We start from the raw sequence: 20,603 nt of genomic DNA on the forward strand, positions 1-20,603 counted from the left end.
TGAAGTGAAGCGCAAACGCCCTCTAAACGACCCTCCAAATGTAAAAGTACAGTTCATTTCACCCATTTCGACCGAAAAAAGGCGAATGGGATGTAAAAGCGGCTAGGCCCCCTAAATCCGGAGTCCTGACCTACAAGTTTTGTGTTATCGCAGTCCAGCTCATTTTCTTGTGTGTTTACATCGATTTATGGAACTTTGAGGTATCCTCTAGCATTTTGACCCATAACGAAAACTTCATGGGAGCCATATGCTTCAGGCTACCATGCATTCTTCGATAATTATAAAAGTCCATATATTGATCAAGTGCGATAAACGCTTCTTCAAACGTCATAAATTCTCGTCTGCTAAACAAGTCGCGTTCCAATATGCTATGAAATGATTCGATATAGGCATTCATATTGGGAGTCCTTGGGGGAATTCGCTCATGAGTCATCCCCAAGCTCTCACAGGTATCTCCAAACAACTTGCTGACAAATTGAGGCCCATTGTCCGTCCGGATCACGGGGAACGTTTCACCCGGCTGAATGCGGCGCTCTAGGGCACTTATAAGCGTTTGAACGGCATGCTTGGCTTCACAGGTTCGCCCGCAATATTGCCCAACCACCACGCGGTCAAATACATCAATGATGCTAAGAACAAAGAAGAAGCGCTTCTGTCCTACAACGTATCCATACTTGATGTCCATTTGCCACAATTGATTAGAACCGGTAATGAATCGGTTCTTGGGGAGAGTACGCGGGTGCGATGTGACAGGCTTGCGAGCTTTTTGCAGAATGCCGAGTTCTTTGCAAAGACGATACGTTTTCTTTTTGTTAATTATGACTTGGTGAATATCCCGAATGCATTGGCCCAACAGTTTATATCCGTAGACATGTTCTTCGCCTTCAAGCAGCTCAAGGAGCCACTCTTTAATCTGTTCATCGCTAATGGGGATCCCTGTAACAGTTAGAGAGTACCCAGGTGTAGGGCGACCGCGTTTGTCCGTTGATAACGGCTCCGTCTTTGGGGTAGCAGCTCGCTTTTTTCGATCGTAGTATGTCGATTCAGCAATTTCCAAAATCCGCAGAACTACAGCTGTTGGTTCCCCCCGCTTAATGAATGGTTCTGCTACTTCAAGTTTTTCAGATAAGCGGGGTTTTTCTTTTTTACGAGTTCACGTAGGATCTCATTTTCGAGTTCTTTCTCACCAAGCACTTTCATCGCTTTCTCGTATTTTTCTTCAATCTCTTGAAGTCGTTTGAGTTCTTGAAGGTGTTGGTCTGGCAGTGATGTATCCACATCTGTAATCTGATCTCGGTATGCTCGAATCCAGGTTCGAATGGTTTCTGGGTGCAGGTCATACGACCGGGCAAGCACCCCCACCTTAATCCCGGACAGAGCTTCTCTTACTACCTTTAAACGAAATTCATCTTTGGCTTTTCCCATAACTGAATCCTCTCCCTTATTTCCATTGTAAATCCTTGTAGGGGAGGACTCCAGTTTATTTAGGGGGCCTTAGGGAAAGTGCAGTTCATTTCAACGATTTCGTGGTTCCAGGGCAAAATTAGCCGAAATCAACTGCACTTTTGCAGCTCAAAGGGCTCATCGGCCGGAATTTGGCGGAAATCAAATGTACTTTTGCAGTTCGGCCATCTTGCTATACTTTTCTTAAATCTAAAAAACGGCGATGCCGATTTCCCTTGCATCGCCTCCTTATTTTTAGTATGTGTCTTACTCCTCCGGACAATCCAGCCGGTACAAGTTGCGGTACCGCGGTTCACGGGCTAGCAGCTCCGCATGGCTGCCGCGCATCACGATCCGTCCGTGCTCCATGAACACGATCTCGTCCATCTTTTCGGCACCAACAAGGTGGTGCGTCACCCAGATGAGCGACTTGCCCTGCGTCGAGCGGAAGATCGTCGCCAGCAGCTCGCGTTCCGTGCGCGGATCGAGGCCGACGGTTGGCTCATCGAGGATGAGCACAGGCGTATCCTGCAGGAGGATCCGCGCCAGGGCGACGCGCTGCCGTTCGCCGCCGGAGAACCGCTGGCCGGTCTCACGCATCGGCGTGTCCAGCCCCTGCGGCAGCGCCGCAATCAACGGGCCGAGCTGCGCCGCCTGCGCGGCCCGCGCGATCTCCTCGTCCGTAGCCGTAGGCCGGCCGAGCCGGATGTTGTTCGCCACCGTGGTGTCGAACAGATGGGGGCTTTGATTCAGCACGGAGATGACTTCCGGCATCCGCTCGCCGTAGGCGGCGGCTGGGATGCCGTTAATTTCGACCGTGCCTGCGCTTGGGGCAAGCGCCCCCTGGATCAGCTTCAGCAGCGTCGACTTGCCGGCGCCGCTGCGGCCGATCACCATCACCCGCTTGCCCTGCGGGATGTCCAGCGAGACGCCGTCCACGGAATCGGCGTCTTCCGCGGCGTAGGCGAAGCGGACGCCGCGCAGCCGCACCTCGGCGGTGCGGGAAACTCCGCCCGCCGCAGCCAACCCAGCGCCGCCGCCCCCGGTCACGCCGGGGCGGATCGGCCCGCCCGCTGCGCCTGGACGCGGGCCACCCGCCGCCGCTGGGCTCGCGCTGGCGCTGTCGCCGCCCGAGATCCGGGCGAGCCGGTCCAGCGACACGCGGTATTGCGGCGTGCGCTCCACCGCTTCGGACACCGGCAAGAACGCGTCCGACAGCGGGAACACGATCAGCACAAACGCCGCAATCAGCGTGGCATCGATCCGACCGGCCGCCGCTTCGCCGCCGGCCCAATACACCATCGATACGACGACGAGGCCCACGACGAAGTGGCCGATAAAGCTGCGCCAGCGGGCCCAAGCCCGCAGCTTGCGGTCCTTGCGCGCCACCGCGACCTCATCCTCCGCATAGGAAGCAAGGAACTCCGCCGAACGGCCGCTGATCACCCAATCGCCGATCCCCATGACGGCATCGGTCAGCTTCTGGTACAGCCCGTTCCGTTCTTGCTTGACCTCCTCGTTCGTCCGCTTCGTCAACCGCAGCGAAATGTACGGGAGCACGACGACGAGCACAAGGATATACGCAGCTAACAGCAGAGAAAACGTCACGTCGAACACGCCCATGGCCACGATCACGGCCGCATAGAGGATCAACGCCACTACGCTCGGAAAGACGGTGCGGATATACACGTTCTGCAGCTGCTCAATATCATCGGCAAGGGCGCCAAGAATATCGCCCGTCCGGAATCGGGAGCGGATGAACAAAGCCTGCGGTTCCAGCACGAGATAGAGCCGCACGCGCATTTTCGCCAAAATCCGCAGCACTGTGTCATGTCCAACCAACCGTTCGACATAATGAATCACCGCCCGCCCGATCCCAAACGTGCGAACGCCAACGATCGGTACATACACAAGCAAGATATTATAGGGCTGCAACGCCGATTTCGAGATCAAGAAACCGGAAGTGAACATCAACATCCCGGCGGAAACCAGCGTTAACACGCCCAGAATCAGATAAAACGCAAACCGGCCGCTATACAACCGAAAATAAGGCCGAACCCAGGACTCCTGCTTCATTTGATCTCCTCCCGCTGCGCCGCCGCTAACCGATAATAAGCTCCGCGCTTGGCCATCAGCTCGGCATGCGTCCCTGCCTCAGCCACTCGGCCCTGCTCCATGACAACGATCCGATCCATTTCGCGCATCCAGTGCAGCCGATGGGTCGCCAAAATCACCAGCTTCCCTTCAAACAGAGGCAGCATCGTGTTCTTCAGCTCATATTCCGTCTCGATGTCCAAATGCGCCGTCGGTTCATCGAGCAAAATCACCGGCCGCTTACTAAGCAAAGCCCGGGCCAGCGCCACACGCTGCTCCTGACCACCGCTCAATGGACGACCACCGCCGCCAATCCGCTCGTTTAGCCCGCCCGGCAAGCTGCGCACGAGCCCGTCCAGACCGGCTGCCTTCACCGCGCGCTCCACCTCTTCCCGCGTGGCTTCCGGCGCATTAAAGCGGATATTTTCCTCCAAGCTCCCACTGAAAATATACGGTTTCTGCGGGATGTAGGTGATTTGCTCCCGCCAGCCCTGCGCACTCAAATCCCCCAGTTCGGTGCCGTTCAGCACCAACCGGCCCGAAGTTGGCCGCAGAAAACCGCCAAGCACATCGATCAATGTCGATTTGCCGGCCCCGCTTTCGCCGATGATGCCGATTTTGCCCATGCCGCCCAGCGTCAAGTTCACTTCAGCCAAGGAAGGCCTAGCTTCCTCCTCGTGAACGACGCCAACCCCGCGCAGGCTTAACGTGCTTTCCGGCGTCCACGTCCAGTTCATACCGGCCGGAACCGGTGCCGCCTTCGCCGCCTCCTCATCCGCAGTGGCGATGATCTCGTTCATCGCTTCGCCTGCCGCCTTCCCGTCCTGGGTGGCATGGAAGTCAGCGCCAACCATCCGAACGGGCAGGAAGTACTCCGGCGCCAGAATCAGCACGGTCAAGGCCGGCAACAGCACCATCTCGCCATTCACCAATCGAAGCCCCAAGCTGACCGCCACCGAAGCAACGGATAACATCGTAAAGAAGTCCAAAGCAAACGAGGACAGGAAGGCAACCCGCAACGTCTTCATCGTCGCTGACCGGTAAGCATCGCTGACCCGTTCGATCGACGTGACATGCGATTTGCTGCGTCCCAAGAACTTGAGCGTCTCCAGCCCGCGCAGCGAATCCACGAAATGGTTCGACAGCGTCCGGTACGATTTCAACTGCCGCTCAGTCTGCTTGCGCGCCGCCAGCCCGATCAGGATCATAAAGGCAATCAGAATCGGCATCGTAATCGTCAGGATGATCCCGGAAGCCAGATCGAGCTTATACACATAAGCCAAAATCAAGATCGGGGTGATTCCCGTGGCCAGCATGCGCGGCAGGAACAATTCCAGGTAATTGCGATACTTGGTCACCCCTTCAAGCACCAACGTCACCAAATTCCCGGTTCCCGCGGTCCCGGCAAAACGCGGCCCCAGCTGAAACAACTTCTCCAGCACCCGCTCCCGCAAGCTTCGTCCCGTCTCTTCGGCAAAAGCATACGCTATTTTCTGCTGCATCATGCCGCAGCCCTGACGGACGATAAAAGCAAGCAGGAACAAGCCGGCCCCGCCGGCTTGTTCCTGCAGCTTGGCCCCGGCAAACAGGGCGGAGATCACCTCCGCCAACCATTTGGCCTGCCAGATGATTGCAAAGCTCTGAACGAGGGTCAGCAAGGCCATGATCATCATGACCTGCTTGATCCCCGCGATTTTCATTAATCCGCGTCCCATTAATATTCTAAATGCTCCTTCTCGTGTACGCGTTTATGGAATACGAAATAGCTCCATATTTGATAGCCTAACACGAATGGCAATAAGCTGCATGCGACGATCGTCATGACTTTCAGCGAGTAGTGGCCAGAAGAAGCGGTATCGATCGTTAAGGAGAACGCATCGCTAATCGAGCTGACCATCACCCGTGGGAATAGCCCCACAAATACCGCAGCAATCGACAAAGCGATCATCGCACCGGTCATGCCAAACGCCCAGCCGTCTTTTTGCTTACGAATAAACCAGCCTGCCAGGACAAAAGCAACGACGCCCAGTACAGCCACCAGGCTGATCAGTAAGCCGCGCACTTCAAATACGTCGGTTTCGAAGTACGTCAGCACGCCAAAGATCACGAACAGGGCGGCCAGCGGAATAAGCAGCTTGTGAGCCAGCTTACGGGCACGTTCTTGCAAGCTGCCGGTCGTCCGCAAGGAGGCAAACAGCAGCCCGTGAACGAGGCACAGCATCACAACCGTGATCCCGCCGATCAACGTGTACAGGTTCACCATATCAAACAGTCCGGCCTTCATTTCCATGTCTTCGCCAATCGGCAAGCCCTTCAGCAGGCCGGAGAACACAACGCCCAGCAGGAACGGAGGCAACAGGCTGCCGAGGAAGATCGCCCAGTCCCAGGTGCCTTTCCATTTGCCGCTGTCCACCTTGCCGCGAAACTCAAAGGCAACGCCCCGCGCAATCAAGGCGAGAAGCAAAACGACAAGCGGTGTATAGTAGCCGCTGAACAACGTGGCGTACCAGTTCGGAAAAGCGGCGAACATCGCGCCACCGGCGGTCAGCAGCCAAACTTCGTTCGCATCCCAGAACGGGCCAATCGAGTTGATCAGAACCCGGCGTTCCATATCATTCTTGGCCAAAAACTTGGTGCTCATTCCCACCCCGAAGTCGAAGCCTTCCAAGAAGAAGAACCCCACAAACAACACCGCGACAAGGACAAACCAAAGCTCATTAAGAGACATGATATCCCTCCTTACCAAATGGATCCCCGACCTGATCACGGCTGGTGATGGCGATCTCATTGGGTCCTTTCTTGATCACTTTCACGAACAAGTAAGCCATCACCGCGCCAAGCGCCCCATAAATGAGCGTGAAGGCAATCAGGGAGAACAGAATTTGTCCGCCGGTGACGCTTGGCGATACGCTATCCGCGGTCTGCATCAAGCCAAATACCGTCCATGGCTGACGCCCGATCTCCGTCATAATCCAGCCGGAGGTGTTCGCAATAAACGGCAGCGAAATCGACCACAACATGACACGGTAGAACCAGTTGTTTTTGGGGTTCTCAAGCTTTTTACGCCATGCCAAATACGTTCCGTACATCCCAAGCACGATCATCAAACAGCCGGCGAGAATCATGATCCGGAAGCTCCAGAAGGTCGTCCGTACCGGAGGAATGTAGTCGCCAGGACCGTAGGTTTGTTCATATTCGGCCTGCAGCTCGTGCATGCCTTTAACCTCACCGGAGAACTTACTGTAAGACAGGAAGCTCAGCAGGTAAGGAATTTTGATCTCAAAATTGTTCTTCCCATTGTCCGAATCAATATGGGCATACAGCGTCCAAGGCGCAGGGTCACCCGACTTGCCCCACAGCCCTTCGGAAGCCGCCATTTTCATCGGCTGCGTCTTCACCAGGTACTGCGCTTGTTGGTGACCAAACAACGCCGTGGCGAACGAAGCGATCAAGGCCACGATAATGCCGATCGTAAACGATTTTTTGAAGAACGCCACATCTTGACGTTTCATCAATTTATAAGCGCTGACCCCAGCGATCAAGAAAGCTCCTGTGGCAAAAGCGCCCAACACGGTATGCGGGAATTCCACCCACAATTGCCCGTTGCTGATCAAAGCGAAGAAGTCGTTCATTTCTGCGCGGCCGTTGTTGATCTCGAAACCAACCGGACGTTGCATAAACGAGTTCGCGGCCAAAATCCAGAACGCCGAGACGGTCGTCCCTAAAGCAACTAGCCAAATACACAACAGGTGCACTTTTTTGGACAAACGATCCCAACCGAAGATCCACAGCCCAATAAATGTTGATTCCATAAAGAAGGCAAACAGCGCCTCCACCGCCAGCGGCGCACCAAATACGTCGCCAACAAAGCGAGAGTAATCCGACCAGTTCATCCCGAACTGGAATTCTTGGAGAATCCCCGTCACGACCCCTACCGCAAAGTTGATAAGGAACAGTTTCCCCCAAAACTTGGCCATCCGTTTGTATTCTTCTTTGCCCTTCACGACGTACATCGTTTCCATGATGGCGATCAGCACCACCAGGCCGATGGACAAAGGTACGAAGAAGAAATGGAAAATCGTTGTCACCGCAAACTGCAGGCGAGCAAGCACAATCGGATCCAGCATTTCTTTTCCCCTACTTTCAAATAATTATTATCTAATGTGAATTCTATCACTGATCCATGAAAACGAACGGGGAAAAAGTAATAATTTTGTGACAGAAATCACATGAGATATGTCACAATTCCGAATATTGGCCTGAAACCCGCATCAGATCAACATTTTTTGAGGGTCGCCCAATTTATGAAATTACTGTGAATGGCCTTTCTTCACGCCATCAAGGAGGTGCCTCAGCGTTAACACCGGGTGCCGCCAAAGCATCCGCGGACCGGCAAAAGCCATCACCCGGCGAATCCGCTCCCGCTGGATCGGCGCATAACAATGCACCGGGCACGTCAGGCACGTGGTCTTCCCTTCACCGAACCGGCAGCGGTCCAGCCGCTGCTCGGCATAGTGGTGAAGTTCGGCACACTCGTCACATAACAACACGGACGCGGGATGATGAACCGCTGCACGCCTAGGAGTTCGTTCCCTGTCCTCATGTTCCTTACGGCAATATAGTGCGATCATCCGAGTCACGGTGATCTTTTCCCGGCGAATTCGCGGCCCGTTGTTCTTAGTCATTGCCATCCGGTCTTGCCACCTTCTTCGTTCCCTGCGTCCGAAAAGCCAGTCTCCATCCCAGCCACGTCCCTGCGATCATCAGCAGCCCGTAGGCCACAACCCCAAACGGAAGCGACGTTGCAAGCCAATGCAGCAAGCCAAATCCGCCGAGCAGCAGCATCAACCCCATGAAAACAAAGGATTGGTTTTGCTGCCCCGCCGCTTCAAAGGGTTCAGAGAAAGGTAGTCCCTTGCGCATGCATAGGAAACAAAAAATCGCGTAAGCAAACATCGCGAGTCCTGCCACAATCAAGTCAGGGATAATGGACGCTCCGAACAGCACGGCAAAAATCGCCGCCTCCACCACATACAAAGGCAGCATAAGCCGAACCAAGCTCGCCAGCAAGGCCCCTTTGTAAATAGACGCTTCGCTGGTGATCGGGGCGGTCCGGTAGATCCAAGCCGCTTTATATCGGGAGGAGTAACGCAGCATCATGATGAGCGTTGGCAGCATAATCCCGCTAAAATAAATGAACAAATACGAACGGGAACCGGAGATCCCTTCCAAGCCCTGATCGAGTCCGTTCGAGAATAAGAAGATGAAAGGAAACACGATAGAGAAGCCCAGGGAAGGGTACACCTTCAGCTTAAACTCACGCTCCGTTCCCAGCATCGACCAGGTGAAACGGAAAAAGGCGCTCTCCTGCGGCGTGGAGCATAGCCAATCGGAGATTCGGCGCAGCATCTTCCCCGACCGCTGCCCGCTCTTCGCGCTGGGTTCTGCCAGCTTCTGCAGGTTCCGCTCCAACGCCGGCATCAGCTTCAGGTACAGCAGGAACGCGGCCAGCGGAACAACGACGGACAGCACCGCCAGACCGGCATACGTCATACCTTCGCCCGGGTGAAGCAGCGTTTGGAAGGAAGCGCCCACCCATACCGGCGGCACCAGGTACTGCCACCACGCCGGCTTGAAGACGATGTCCATCTCCGTGAAGTCGAACAGCCGGACCAACACCTGATAACCTACCGCAATCGTGATTGTCATCCCGATTTGCACGTAATTGATCATATCCTTCAGCTTCTCACCGTCAAAAAACCGCAGCACGACCAAATACAACAGCGCGGTTAACACCACGATCAACAGATCCATCAGGATCAGCTCCAGCAGCATCAGAGCAAAGAACCCGATCCCTTGCCGGAATAATCCGACCGCCAGCGGAATCACCGCAATGGCTCCGGTCAAAAAGAACAAATAAATAAAAATATGTACCGTCTTCGCCATCGTGAGCGTGCGGCGGTTGATCGGCTTCGTCGCCAAAATGCTCCGATCCCGAATATCCAGCAGCACCGAGGAGAAATCGGAGATCATCGAAGTCATGACCATAAACATCATAATGCCGAACAAGATGCTCATCTGAAACAGCAGATTGTCCCCCATCAGCACGAACATCGAGCTAAATCCGCCAAACAGGACGTACAACCACAGCGAGCGCAGAAACTGGTTGCTCTCCGCGGTATCCTGTTTCCGCTTCTGATTTGAACTTTTGGCCAGCGTAGGCTTCCTTCTCGCATCCATCGCCAGCTTTACCTGAACGATTCGGCGCATCACCGAATAATCCACGCCCATCTTCTCGAATGCACCACGGAACCGGTCCAACACTAGCAAGCTCTTCATTTCTTCCATCCGCTACACCTCTTGCACGATCGATACAAGCCGGCTGGCAATATCCTGATGCTCATTAAATCCGGTCAACTGGTTGAAGATCTGTTCCAGCGAACCTTCATGGTTCTGGGCCTTTAACTCGTCAAAGCTGCCGTCGGCCACAATGCGTCCTCCGTCCAGCAGGACGATCCGGCTGCTGATCTTCTCGACCACGTCCATGATATGAGAGGAGTAAAAAATCGCCTTGCCTTGCGACGCCAAGAGAGCAAGCACTTCTTTAACGACCATGACACTGTTGGCGTCAAGCCCGCTCAGCGGCTCGTCCAGGAACAGCACGTCCGGATTATGCAGCAGGCTGGAAATCAGCAGCACCTTTTGCTTCATGCCCTTAGAGAACGTCGAAATTCGGGAGTTAAAAACGTCACCGAGGCCAAATTCCGTCATCATTCGCCGGGATTTCATCTCTGCGTCATCGGCGGATAAGCCGTACAGCTCGCCAATGAAGGTCAAGTATTCACATGCCGTCAACGTATCGTAAAGCTCGGCGATTTCCGGGACGTATCCGATACGCTTCTTGTAGCTAACGTCGCCGTCACCGGGATTTTGGCCAAATACCCGGACCTCGCCTTGATACCCTTCGACCAGGCCTAGCATAATCTTGACGGTCGTGCTCTTGCCCGCCCCGTTGGGCCCGATGTAACCGATAATCTGACCCGGATACACCTCCAAATCCACGCCGTTCAGAACGTGATGTCCCCCATAGCTCATGCGCAAATCCGTCAGCTTAATCACTGGATCCTTTGTTGTCATCATCGATTCAACTCCTTTCTACTGCTCTCATTTTACCATACATTTCCTCACGCCCGCGGCTGAAATCTTCACACAAAAAGGCACCTCCCGATCCCAAAAGGTACGGAAGATGCCTTCTTTATATAAAAGGGATATCGATTATCCCTGAGCATTGGATGGAATAAAGCCACTGATATCTACGCCAAGACCTTGCGCCAGGCGCATGCCGTATTCTTTGTCAGCTCGGAAGAAGTTGCACACCGCGCGCAGCTGAACTTGCTCCGGTGTCTGCTTCAAATCGTTCACCAGGTTGGAGATCAAATGATCCTTCTCCTCAGCCGTAAAGCTCCGGTACAGCTCGCCTGCTTGCGTAAAATCATCCGTTTTGGCGATTCTCTCGCGGCCGATATTTCCGCTGACTGGCACTACGCTGTCACGATAGGCCGGATCTTCCTTCGGGCTGGAGTCGAAGCTGTTCGGCTCGTAATTGATTGGAGACGGATCCTGCTTCACGTTCATGAAGCCGTCCCGCTGATGGTTGCGGACCGGGGCATACGGGCAGTTGATCGGGATTTGCAAATAGTTAGCACCAAGCCGGTAACGCTGGGTATCCGGGTAAGAGAACAACCGGCCTTGCAGCAGCTTATCCTCGGACGGTTCGATGCCAGGTACGAGCACGCTTGGCGAGAACGCCGACTGCTCAACTTCCGCGAAGAAGTTCTGCGGATTACGGTTCAGCGTCATCGTGCCGATTTTGATCAAGGGATAGCTGTCTTCCGGCCATACCTTCGTGGGATCCAGCGGATCGAAGCCCCAACGATCCAGATCCTCCACTGGCATGAGCTGTACATTCAACTCCCACTGCGGGAATTCCCCGCGCGCAATATGGTCGTACAGGTCGCGAGTCGCATGATTGAAATCTCGACCTTGTACTTCTTGAGCTTCCGCCGCCGAGAGGTTCTTTACCCCCTGCTTCGTTTTCCAGGTGTATTTGACGTACGTGATCTTGCCTTCGGCATTGATCCACTTAAATGCATGCACGCCAAAGCCGTCCATCTGGCGGTAATTCGCCGGCGTCCCATAGTCCGAGAACACCCAGGTCATCATATGCGTCGATTCGGTGGACAGAGTCATGAAATCCCAATACCGTGCCGGGTCTTGGATGTTCGCGTCCGGAGCCGGCTTCAGCGAGTGCACCATGTCCGGAAATTTAATCGCGTCGCGGATAAAGAAGACCGGAAGATGGTTACCCACCAAATCGTAGTTGCCTTCCTCCGTATAAAACTTCACCGCAAATCCCCGCGGGTCACGCGCCGTTTCCGGAGAGCCTTGCCCGTGAATGACCGTAGAGAAACGGACGAACACCGGAGTTTCGCGTCCTACCTCCTGCAGGAAATGAGCTTTCGTGAACTCCTTCATGCTGCGCTCGGTAACAAATACCCCATGGGCGCCTGCCCCCCGGGCATGCACGACGCGTTCCGGAATCCGTTCGCGGTCGAAATGGCCCAGCTTCTCCAGCAGATGGTAATCCTCCAACAGTGTAGGGCCGCGCTGCCCTACCGTCCGAGAATTTTGATTATCGCCTACCGGAGCTCCCGTATTCGTTGTCAGCCGGTTATCCATGAAATCATCCCTTTCGATTTATTATTACACTAAGACTTATTCTAAAAACTATAATAAATAGTACCATGCCCCCCCTCTAAACTGCATGAAGGTTCCATGAGGGGTTGATGAAGATTGTTCAGCTGCCTTCTTTTTACCCTCCATTATTGAGAATATGGGAGGACCTGCGTGAGTATGTTAATTCTGTGACATCTGTCGTCTGAAGTCATTTGAAAAATGTACCAATTGATGCTATACTCTCCCTGAAATTAGGAAACATTCACCAAAGAAGGAGCGACGCGTCATGGAATTCATCACTTTAAATAATGGTTTACAGATGCCGCAGCTAGGGTTCGGAGTTTGGCAGGTGCCTGATGAGGAGGCTACGGCCGCAGTCGCCAAGGCGCTGGAGGTAGGTTACACCTCCATCGACACGGCGATGATCTACCGCAACGAGGTGGGGGTCGGCAAGGCGATTAAGCAGTCCGGTATCCCTCGTGAGAAGCTGTTCATCACCACGAAAGTATGGAACAGCGACCAGGGTTACGACAGTACGCTCCGAGCTTATGACGAAAGTCTGGCTAGACTTGGTCTCGATTATGTCGATTTGTACTTGATTCACTGGCCGATGCCAAAAGTCGACCGGTACGTGGAAACCTACAAGGCGTTGGAGAAGCTGTACCGCGATGGACGCGTTAAAGCGATTGGCGTATGCAATTTCGAAATCGAGCATTTGGAGCGTCTGCTGAATGAAACGGAAATTAAGCCGGTGTTGAACCAGGTGGAATGCCATCCGCACCTGACTCAGACCGAATTGAAAGCGTTCTGCGCCAAGCATGATATTTACATCGAAGCCTGGAGCCCGCTGGAGCAAGGCGGTGAGGTGCTGACCGATGCGGTGGTGAAGTCCATCGCCGAAGCCCATGGTAAGACGCCGGCACAGGTTGTCCTCCGCTGGCATCTGCAGAACAATACGATCGTGATCCCGAAATCGGTCACCCCGTCTCGGATTGAGGAGAACTTTAACGTGTTCGACTTCCAGCTGTCGGACGCTGAAATGGAGCAGATTAGCGGCTTGAACCTGAATCGCCGCAAAGGCTCGCATCCGAACGACATGTACGTTGGTAAGCCGGAATAAGGCTTCTGTCCAAATACAAAAACGCGGGTTGCCTGAGCGCTCTCAAGCAAACCCGCGTTTTATTTTTCAAATCTATAACTCGACCGACATAAACGCTTCTGCCAGCAGGACCCCGGCTTTGTCCGCGGCCGCTGCCATTTCCTCCGCCTCGGCGGCCGTCAACGCCAGCGGCTTCTCGCACAATACATGTTTGCCCGCTTCAGCGGCACGAATCGCCCATTCCTTATGCAAGTGGTTCCGTGGTTGTCCCCTTCATTGTACATGTCCGAAGAAGGCAAGTATAGAGCATCCCGACCTGATGAAAAAGGCATGAACGGGGTATAGTAATCCAGAAGAGTCGGATCTATGTGGATCTGCAACCTACCCTATTTCAAGCAAGGAGACGATCAACCTCATGGAAAATCTGCACGAATTCGTCGAGAAGGTTCACGATCAACAGGAGAAGCAAGCCAAAAACAAAAAGCGCGGGCACGGCAACCCGGCCGGCCAGCTTCCAACCAAGCAGCACGGCACGCAAAAATAACATCAAAGTATCTTAGCTACTTCAAGATGGCATCGCCGAAAAAAGCCGCTCACAATCCTGTGCAGCGGCTTTCGGCTTTCGGCTTATCCCTCGTACTTATCATGGCCGGAAATGTATTCGTTCAGCGTCTCTCCGCCTTCAGTGCTATGGTTCTTGATCGTCGCCAAGCGTCCGTTCTGCGCTTCTCCGCCGTTACCGGTCGTTTGATTCTGCCCGTTGCTGCTGCCGTTTCCGGTGCCCGGCTTGCGATGCTGCTTGTTATTTCCCATGTTGTTCTAACCTCCTCAGTAGGATCTGATGGATGGAAAGGCCGCCCTGCCTGTTCCTTCGGTTAGCGTTTCTTCCCCGGGCTGTTTTTATTCCAAGGCAGGGGAACTGGACTAAAGTCCAGCTCTTGTCACCCCCAGAGACTGAAGTCTTCTTTCGGCTTTTGTAGTATGCTGATCACAGATAAGTACATAAACAAAGGAGTTTGCGTATGAATTGGAATAAAAAATCATGGATTGGGCCCGTGCTCATCCTGCTAGGCCTCTATCTCTTCTTCTTCCGCAAGGAAGCGATCAGCGCGGGAACGCTGTTCGGCACCTTCTGGCCGACCTTATTTGTCCTTCCGCTCGGTCTGTTCTTCCACTGGTTGTATTTCTCGGTCGTTGGGCGCAAGGCAACCGGGCTGCTCATCCCCGGGGGAATTCTCTTCACCGTCGGGCTCGTCTGTCAACTTTCAACATTATTTGACAGCTGGCAGTACCTGTGGCCCGGCTTCATTCTGGCTCCGGCCGTGGGGTTGTTCGAGTTTTACTGGTTCGGGAACCGCAATAAATACCTGCTGATCCCGATCAACATTTTGACCGTGCTTTCGTTATTGTTCTTCGCCGTCTTCTCGCTGGGCGCGTTGTACAACCGCCTGATCTTCGGCCAACCGTTATTAGCGATTGCCTTGATCGCTATCGGTGCAGGGCTGATGATTGCGCCGAAGCGACGGTCTTAACGCCCCCCTTCATGCAAAAAAAGCAGAGTGAATCTTCAGGGACTGGGGACTATCCCCGTTTGTGAGACAGGGATCAAAGCAGCGATTTTTCGGTATCCATAGCGATATTTATGCCGGATTCAGAGTTCGCGAATTTTCACTACCATGTGGTTCTCGAGTTTATTTTCTCCCTTGCCTTCAAGCGATAGTAAGTGGCGCGAGGGATTCCGATCCAGGCGCAAGCTTGTTGCACACTCACTTCTCCTCGAATCGACTCAATCCACTCTATTACAATCTTTGACGATGCCCCCTCTCCATCTCGTTGTACTTTTTTAGCAGCTCTAGTTGTTGTTTCACAAACCGGTTCTCCGCCTTAACCTTCCCTAATTCCGAGGTATGTTCGGGTCCTTTGCCATAGCTGTATTGTTTACCTACTGGCTGCTCTAAACGGTTCTGCTCGCCATTGCGATACCATCTCATCCAAGTTTCCGCTTGTGTCTTATTTCGGATATTTAATTGCTCCATAATTTCCTTCACCGGTGTACCAGACATTTTCATTTCAATTGCCTTCATTTTAACTTCTAGGGGGATAACTAACTCTTGTTCCCAATGAAAAAAAAACACCTCCAAGGTTGTCTCCATATCTTACGATATGGGCAAATTTTCTTGAAGGTGTTTTTATTTGTCCCACACTATGGGGTCAGTCCCTGACTTTCCATCCGAGCGATTTAGTCAAATTACAGCCCCAATAAGTTCTACTTGAAAGGATCACTTACAACCTCAAGTTGGACTATTATTATTTTTTGCTTAAAACATACTCTTTAAGGTCATCAAATTTATCCTTGTTTTCTTTTGCCCATTGTACTATGTCAGTCATTTTCAAGGACTTCGTTTGACTATCCGGAACCAAAGACTGAACTGCTGGGAAAAGTTCAGTTTTACCTGCCTCAAGTTGGTCAATAATAAATGGCACAGCAGGAAGACCCAGTTTTTTTAGAGAAGTAATTTTCTCATCTTCAGTTAATTCAGAATTAGCGATTTTTTCAACTTCTTCAGGAAGTGTCTTAAGTTTTGCCTTCCATTTCTCCGAGAACTTGTCTCCAGTATCCCAAGCTGTACTTTCCTCTTCTTTGAGGTTTACTTTTGTGATTTCTTCGATAGCAACTGAAAAAATGTAATCAAAAAGACCGCTTCCTTCACTTTCATCGATTTTCTTTTCTAAAATTGGAACAGCATCTGTTCCGAGATTTACAATATTTGCATACTCTTCGCTGTTCTTGATGTAATCATAGGGATTACTACTCATGGCTAATTCAGTTTTATTAGTGACTTCCGTTTGTAACTGTTCGGCCAAGCTGTTAAGGTTTTGGTTAATTTGCTTCTCAACGGATGCATTAGCACGTACCGCGTATAAAGAAGAAGTAACAGCAAAACCGAGGGCGAACATTCCAATAAGTAACTTTTTGTTCACTTCGATCACCTCACTATATATTATATACTATTCATTACTTGTATACTTGCAACGCAGATCCGTATATGGAAGATGTGTAAGGGTCCCATCCTAAAGATTGGAGTCTCTCCAATTGGCCCCATTTTGCGTTAGAATAGTTAGTTCCTTCCGCTTTGGAAAAATGAGTCCTGTAGCGGACTTTCACCGCCTAGTTATCGCCCATGCCGGGCGCACATGAACTTTTTGTTGTTTTTAGATGGCCCAAGGCTGACGCTCGGTCCGCACCGTCTGCCCAGATTGGACTGCCTGCTCCATCATCAAGGACAGGTATTGGTCCTGGGCTGCCTCCGCCAAGCTGTAGAACGAAGGGCCTCCATGTACGTATTGCCCCATCTTCTCCAAGCTGGTGGCGATGGCGATCTCTTCGTCCGTCAACCGTCCCGGCCGGAACGGGTTTACGTAAACCCATTCGGAGCCGGCCAGCACGCCCTCGTGGTAATACCCCAAAAGGCTGCCGTTCTGGCCGGCATCCACCCGCCGCAGCTGCAGCTCCACCGGGGTGCGGTAATCACGGAGATAGCGGAGCTCGGTGCCGTCGATTTCACCCCGGACGCCGCGCACCAGCACGCGATGACGCCGGATCGGCGAGAAATATTGATCGTAGGTAAAATCGAACAATGCCGTTCGCTCGCCGAACCGCAACAGCGCGATCGTCTGGGACGAGGTGACGATCCGTTCCTCCACTGGCCAGCCTCCGCGGCCGGGGCCTTGAACCAGCGGGGACTGAATCTGCTCCCCGCGGATTTCCGCATCCTCGAATCCCACCCCGAGCAGTTGCCGGATCAGGCTGATGCCGTGGTAGCCGTGCCCCGCCGATACCTGCACGTGCGACACCTCGCCCAGCAGGCCAGACCGCACGACGGCAAGGCGAGCCGCATGCATCGGCTGGAACAGGAACTGCTCGGCCACTTGAATTTTCGCTGCGGATCCCACGCTTGCATAGAGTTGGTGCAGCCCGGCCAGATCGGCCGCCGGCGGCGTCTCCGTCAGAACGGGAATGCCCGCTGCGGCGAGCCGGACCAGATACTCCGGTGTGACCGTACGCGGCAACGACAACACCACAAAGTCGAAGTCCCGCCGCTCCAGGAACGCCTCCCAATGTGACGTGACCGGGACGCCCCAAGTCCGGTTGACTTCCCGGCCTTTTGCTTCGTCCCGCATATAAATGTTGCTAACTTCAAAACGCTTCGGCAGCGCGCGGGCAATGCGCAAATAAAATTCAGCCCGCCAACCGCCGCCGACCATTCCAATCCGCAGCTTGCCCCTATTGTCCATCGTGTCTTTGCTTCCTCCTCAAGTCTGCCAACCCACGCGTCAGGCCCGGATCACATGGATGCCTCGCCGCGGGGTCCCATCGTCAGAAGGGCAGAACGGCGGCGACAACCAACGCGAGAATACGCGCCATATTGGTTAGCAGGAAATTTTGCACCGACAAGCCAAACGTCAATTGCTTGGTTGGCTGCGCGGTAAACGTTCGGATATTTTTTGACACTGGCACCACTGTGAGGAGCACGAGCAGCAGAATAATCGGATGAACCCCCAGGATCGCCAGTACGATGACATCTACATAGGCCGCATAATAGAGCAACTTAAACAACATCAGCGCCGGCCCTTTTCCAATGTAGATCGGTAAGGTGTAGCGTTTGTTGTCGATATCCTCTTCCATATCGCAAATATTGTTGGCCAGCATGATGTTGGCAATGCCAAGAATCGCCGGTATGGAGATGAGAAATACCAGCAGCGTCTCCAGCAAATGAACTTGGAGAACTACCGTACCGCCCTGCAGTGTCAGTGAAGCCAAGCGGTCGCCCGCGTGGATGTAAGCCGATACAAATATAATAACAAATCCCATGAACAGTCCGGAAAAAATTTCGCCCAGCGGCATCCGAGAAATCGGAATCGGCCCAAAAGAATACAAGATGCCGACCGCAAACGACAACGCGCCAAGCAACAGCAGCAGCCACCCGGTCTGAAGGAAGAGCAGCACTCCCGCGGTCACCGCGATCATGAACAACAAAATAATCAGTGCTAGCACCGCGGCCGGATTCATGCCGTATTTTACGATGGCATTGTGTTTTTCGTAGCCGTAGCCGTGCTTGCGGTTCGCTTTTTTGTAATCCACATAGTTGTTGATCGCCGTCGTGGTCATGTCGAAGCTGAGCAAGGAAATCAGCATGAGCACAAAATGCCAAGGCTCAAACACATGGAACCGATAGACAGCATAGACCGTGCCGAACAGAAGCGGAATTATACTTGCGGCCTTCGTCTGGATTTCCACCAGCTTGAGAAATTTGGTGATCGCCATTCTCCATCATCCTCTTTTTATCTCGTTAAAAAGAAGATATCTTACTTTTGAAATAATGGCTGTTGGATATGTCCTTGACAAAGGGCATTAGGCTAGAATTCGCAAGCCGATGTATTCGATTCGTTTGCCATGACCTGACGGCTTAAGCTAAAATGCAAGTAAGTTGTACCAAAACCGTAGAAGAGGGGTTCGCGTATTGTCCATGTTCTCCACAGAAGACCTGATTGGATCTTTGATCTTTCTCCTTATCCTCACTGTGATCGCCGTTTGGAATTTGCGGAAAATGAGTTCCGGAGCGTACGATCTCAAGGCGCTGCGCAAACGCGGCCTGGTGTGGACCGAGGTGGCGGTCGCCTTGTTCCTGCTGCAGCTGCTGCTGCGCAAGGGAGACAACCGCTTTCTATTGGTCCTTGGCATGGTGGTCTTGTTTGCGGCAAGCCAGTGGCTCGGAGCTATCTATTTGGAGCGGAAAGAAAACAGAGGGGAGAAGAAATAAGTCAGCTGGGCAGCGGCGTGCTTGGTTCAGCGGTCATCCGGATCGAATCGCCGCCCCGCTTGACGTCATACATCGTTGCATCGGCGAGCCGAAGCATATCCTCTAAGCTGGCGTTCCCGTCCGGCGACAGGCTGATGCCAATGCTGGCCGAGATGCTGATGCGCATTCCCCGATACACATAACCTTCAGCCAGGCTGGATCGAATGCGGTCCAGCACTTTTAATACCCCGTCCTCCTGCAAGTTCACCAGCAGGATCACGAATTCATCCCCGCCCAAACGGCAAACCATATCCTGTGCCCGGACCAGGGAAACCAGCCGGCCTGCGATATGCTTCAACAATTCATCCCCGGCTTCATGGCCGTAGGTGTCGTTCACTTCCTTGAAATTGTCCAGATCCAGGAACATCAGGGCGACCGGCTCTCCTCGCCCCTGTGTTTCTTCGTATTTCGCATTAAATTTTGCCCGATTGGCAAGTCCAGTCAGCTCGTCATGATAGGCCAAGAATTGAATCTTTTCCTCTAGCTGCTTCCGTTCCGTAATTTCAATAATGACTCCTTCCAGCCTTACGAGGTGCCCGTGCGCGTTGAAATACGGTCGTGCCCGGTTCTGGAGCCATTTGATTTCGCCGTCCGGCCGAACGATGCGGCATTCCTTCACGGAGTTGGTTTTTTGGAGAATGAGTTCATGCTGGATCTCGAGGAATAGCTTCAAGTCCGCAGGGTAGATGATCTCCTGCACTCGCCTCCCCTTCAGGCTCTCTTTCGAATATCCCGTAATTTGCTCGAACCCGGAGGAAACCTCCAATTCCATTTTACTGAGGTCATAAGCCCAGACCCCAACGGATGCGCTTTCAAGGATATCATTCAAAGGCAACTTGTCGCTTTCAGTTCGAGGTGACAGCATCTTCGTCGTCAGTACATAGATCAAGCAAAACGATAAGATAAACAGACCGTATACCACAAAAAATACAGCATCGCCGCGTTCCAGCTTCCCGCTCAACAGCGCCCCCCGGTATGCCAGCGCTAAATACAGCATCGACAGAAGATGAAGTGCGCCTGCCACCGCGACCGCAAGATAATGATGATACATCAAGCTGAGGAGCGGCAGCAGCCCCAGGAATATATAATTCGTCACGGACAAATCCGTGAATACCATTACATTGAGGTAAATGAATAGCATCACTAGCGTTAAGATCATCGTAAGCCGCGGCCAGCGGCGTCTTACCACAAATCCGGCCAGCACCAAGAGCAGAGAAGCGCCCAAGATCGGTTGTGCCACTTCGAAATGCCGATGGACCAGCATTTGCAGCACACTGGCAACAATAAACAAGCCGACAAGCAATTTCAGCATCCAGATGTTTTTGATATGAATTTGGTGGGCGTTCATCCGTTCTCCCCCCTTAAAGTGA

20 protein-coding genes and 1 pseudogene are annotated in these 20,603 nt (G+C 53.0%); 4 read left to right on the top strand and 17 right to left on the bottom strand.

Features of this window, described 5'->3' with window-relative positions; all coding sequences use genetic code 11:
- Positions 1–175: 175 nt before the first annotated feature.
- The 10 genes from ACL02P_RS16205 to ACL02P_RS16250 all read right to left on the bottom strand — a co-directional run bounded on the left by ACL02P_RS16205 (position 176) and on the right by ACL02P_RS16250 (position 12,276).
- On the bottom strand, positions 176–1,096 hold the full coding sequence (locus ACL02P_RS16205) for an IS3 family transposase (RefSeq protein ID WP_127576780.1): 921 nt from the start codon (positions 1,094–1,096) through the stop codon (positions 176–178).
- A gap of 11 nt (positions 1,097–1,107) precedes the next feature.
- A complete protein-coding gene (locus ACL02P_RS16210) occupies positions 1,108–1,425 on the bottom strand; it encodes a transposase (RefSeq protein ID WP_016310860.1) in 318 nt (105 codons plus the stop codon).
- 285 nt (positions 1,426–1,710) lie between these two features.
- Positions 1,711–3,519: a thiol reductant ABC exporter subunit CydC gene (cydC, locus tag ACL02P_RS16215; protein ID WP_412837714.1), complete on the bottom strand. Its 1,809-nt coding sequence runs from the start codon at positions 3,517–3,519 to the stop codon at positions 1,711–1,713.
- Positions 3,516–5,252 carry a thiol reductant ABC exporter subunit CydD gene (gene cydD / locus ACL02P_RS16220; RefSeq protein WP_412837715.1) on the bottom strand — a complete coding sequence of 579 codons (1,737 nt, stop codon included), beginning with the start codon at positions 5,250–5,252 and terminating at the stop codon, positions 3,516–3,518. The genes cydC and cydD overlap by 4 nt, the downstream gene beginning before the upstream one ends.
- Positions 5,252–6,268, bottom strand: a complete 1,017-nt coding sequence (cydB, locus tag ACL02P_RS16225; RefSeq protein WP_028539189.1) for a cytochrome d ubiquinol oxidase subunit II — start codon at positions 6,266–6,268, stop codon at positions 5,252–5,254. Before cydB ends, cydD begins: the two co-directional genes overlap by 1 nt.
- Positions 6,255–7,664, bottom strand: a complete 1,410-nt coding sequence (locus ACL02P_RS16230; protein WP_412837716.1) for a cytochrome ubiquinol oxidase subunit I — start codon at positions 7,662–7,664, stop codon at positions 6,255–6,257. Before ACL02P_RS16230 ends, cydB begins: the two co-directional genes overlap by 14 nt.
- Before the next feature lie 183 nt (positions 7,665–7,847).
- Positions 7,848–8,228, bottom strand: a complete 381-nt coding sequence (locus ACL02P_RS16235) for a nitrous oxide-stimulated promoter family protein (protein ID WP_412837717.1) — start codon at positions 8,226–8,228, stop codon at positions 7,848–7,850.
- Positions 8,215–9,885 carry a hypothetical protein gene (locus tag ACL02P_RS16240; RefSeq protein WP_009223646.1) on the bottom strand — a complete coding sequence of 557 codons (1,671 nt, stop codon included), beginning with the start codon at positions 9,883–9,885 and terminating at the stop codon, positions 8,215–8,217. Before ACL02P_RS16240 ends, ACL02P_RS16235 begins: the two co-directional genes overlap by 14 nt.
- A gap of 3 nt (positions 9,886–9,888) precedes the next feature.
- A complete protein-coding gene (locus tag ACL02P_RS16245) occupies positions 9,889–10,677 on the bottom strand; it encodes an ABC transporter ATP-binding protein (protein WP_397376611.1) in 789 nt (262 codons plus the stop codon).
- A 135-nt stretch (positions 10,678–10,812) separates the two neighbouring features.
- Complete coding sequence (locus ACL02P_RS16250) at positions 10,813–12,276, bottom strand: catalase (RefSeq protein WP_412837718.1); 1,464 nt, start codon at positions 12,274–12,276, stop codon at positions 10,813–10,815.
- A 283-nt stretch (positions 12,277–12,559) separates the two neighbouring features.
- On the opposite strand from ACL02P_RS16250, the gene ACL02P_RS16255 reads away from it, so the two are divergent.
- Positions 12,560–13,393: an aldo/keto reductase gene (locus ACL02P_RS16255; RefSeq protein ID WP_009223643.1), complete on the top strand. Its 834-nt coding sequence runs from the start codon at positions 12,560–12,562 to the stop codon at positions 13,391–13,393.
- An 87-nt stretch (positions 13,394–13,480) separates the two neighbouring features.
- On the opposite strand, the pseudogene ACL02P_RS16260 reads toward ACL02P_RS16255, so the two are convergent.
- Positions 13,481–13,630: pseudogene (locus ACL02P_RS16260) on the bottom strand (Gfo/Idh/MocA family oxidoreductase); the annotation flags it as partial.
- 157 nt (positions 13,631–13,787) lie between these two features.
- Between ACL02P_RS16260 and ACL02P_RS16265 the strand changes: the two are divergent.
- Positions 13,788–13,916 (top strand): DUF4023 family protein, encoded by a 129-nt coding sequence (locus ACL02P_RS16265; RefSeq protein WP_016314269.1) that lies wholly within the window; start codon positions 13,788–13,790, stop codon positions 13,914–13,916.
- 83 nt (positions 13,917–13,999) lie between these two features.
- On the opposite strand, the gene ACL02P_RS16270 is transcribed toward ACL02P_RS16265, so the two are convergent.
- Complete coding sequence (locus ACL02P_RS16270) at positions 14,000–14,185, bottom strand: hypothetical protein (protein ID WP_009223642.1); 186 nt, start codon at positions 14,183–14,185, stop codon at positions 14,000–14,002.
- A 209-nt stretch (positions 14,186–14,394) separates the two neighbouring features.
- On the opposite strand from ACL02P_RS16270, the gene ACL02P_RS16275 reads away from it, so the two are divergent.
- A complete protein-coding gene (locus ACL02P_RS16275) occupies positions 14,395–14,904 on the top strand; it encodes a hypothetical protein (protein ID WP_009223641.1) in 510 nt (169 codons plus the stop codon).
- Positions 14,905–15,171: 267 nt separating this feature from the next.
- On the opposite strand, the gene ACL02P_RS16280 is transcribed toward ACL02P_RS16275, so the two are convergent.
- The 4 genes from ACL02P_RS16280 to menA form a co-directional block, all read right to left on the bottom strand.
- Positions 15,172–15,507, bottom strand: a complete 336-nt coding sequence (locus tag ACL02P_RS16280; protein ID WP_260070959.1) for a helix-turn-helix domain-containing protein — start codon at positions 15,505–15,507, stop codon at positions 15,172–15,174.
- A 172-nt stretch (positions 15,508–15,679) separates the two neighbouring features.
- Positions 15,680–16,354: a hypothetical protein gene (locus ACL02P_RS16285; protein WP_016314271.1), complete on the bottom strand. Its 675-nt coding sequence runs from the start codon at positions 16,352–16,354 to the stop codon at positions 15,680–15,682.
- Between the two features lie 231 nt (positions 16,355–16,585).
- Positions 16,586–17,668 (bottom strand): Gfo/Idh/MocA family protein, encoded by a 1,083-nt coding sequence (locus ACL02P_RS16290; protein ID WP_260070940.1) that lies wholly within the window; start codon positions 17,666–17,668, stop codon positions 16,586–16,588.
- A gap of 82 nt (positions 17,669–17,750) precedes the next feature.
- Positions 17,751–18,698 (bottom strand): 1,4-dihydroxy-2-naphthoate polyprenyltransferase, encoded by a 948-nt coding sequence (menA, locus tag ACL02P_RS16295; protein ID WP_009223638.1) that lies wholly within the window; start codon positions 18,696–18,698, stop codon positions 17,751–17,753.
- Positions 18,699–18,981: 283 nt separating this feature from the next.
- Between menA and ACL02P_RS16300 the strand changes: the two genes are divergently transcribed.
- Complete coding sequence (locus tag ACL02P_RS16300) at positions 18,982–19,194, top strand: hypothetical protein (RefSeq protein WP_157273311.1); 213 nt, start codon at positions 18,982–18,984, stop codon at positions 19,192–19,194.
- 1 nt (position 19,195) lies between these two features.
- On the opposite strand, the gene ACL02P_RS16305 is transcribed toward ACL02P_RS16300, so the two are convergent.
- Positions 19,196–20,581: a diguanylate cyclase gene (locus ACL02P_RS16305; RefSeq protein WP_412837719.1), complete on the bottom strand. Its 1,386-nt coding sequence runs from the start codon at positions 20,579–20,581 to the stop codon at positions 19,196–19,198.
- Positions 20,582–20,603: the final 22 nt, after the last annotated feature.

This window comes from Paenibacillus sp. MB22_1, from assembly GCF_047200555.1.
Taxonomy (GTDB): domain Bacteria; phylum Bacillota; class Bacilli; order Paenibacillales; family Paenibacillaceae; genus Fontibacillus; species Fontibacillus phoenicis.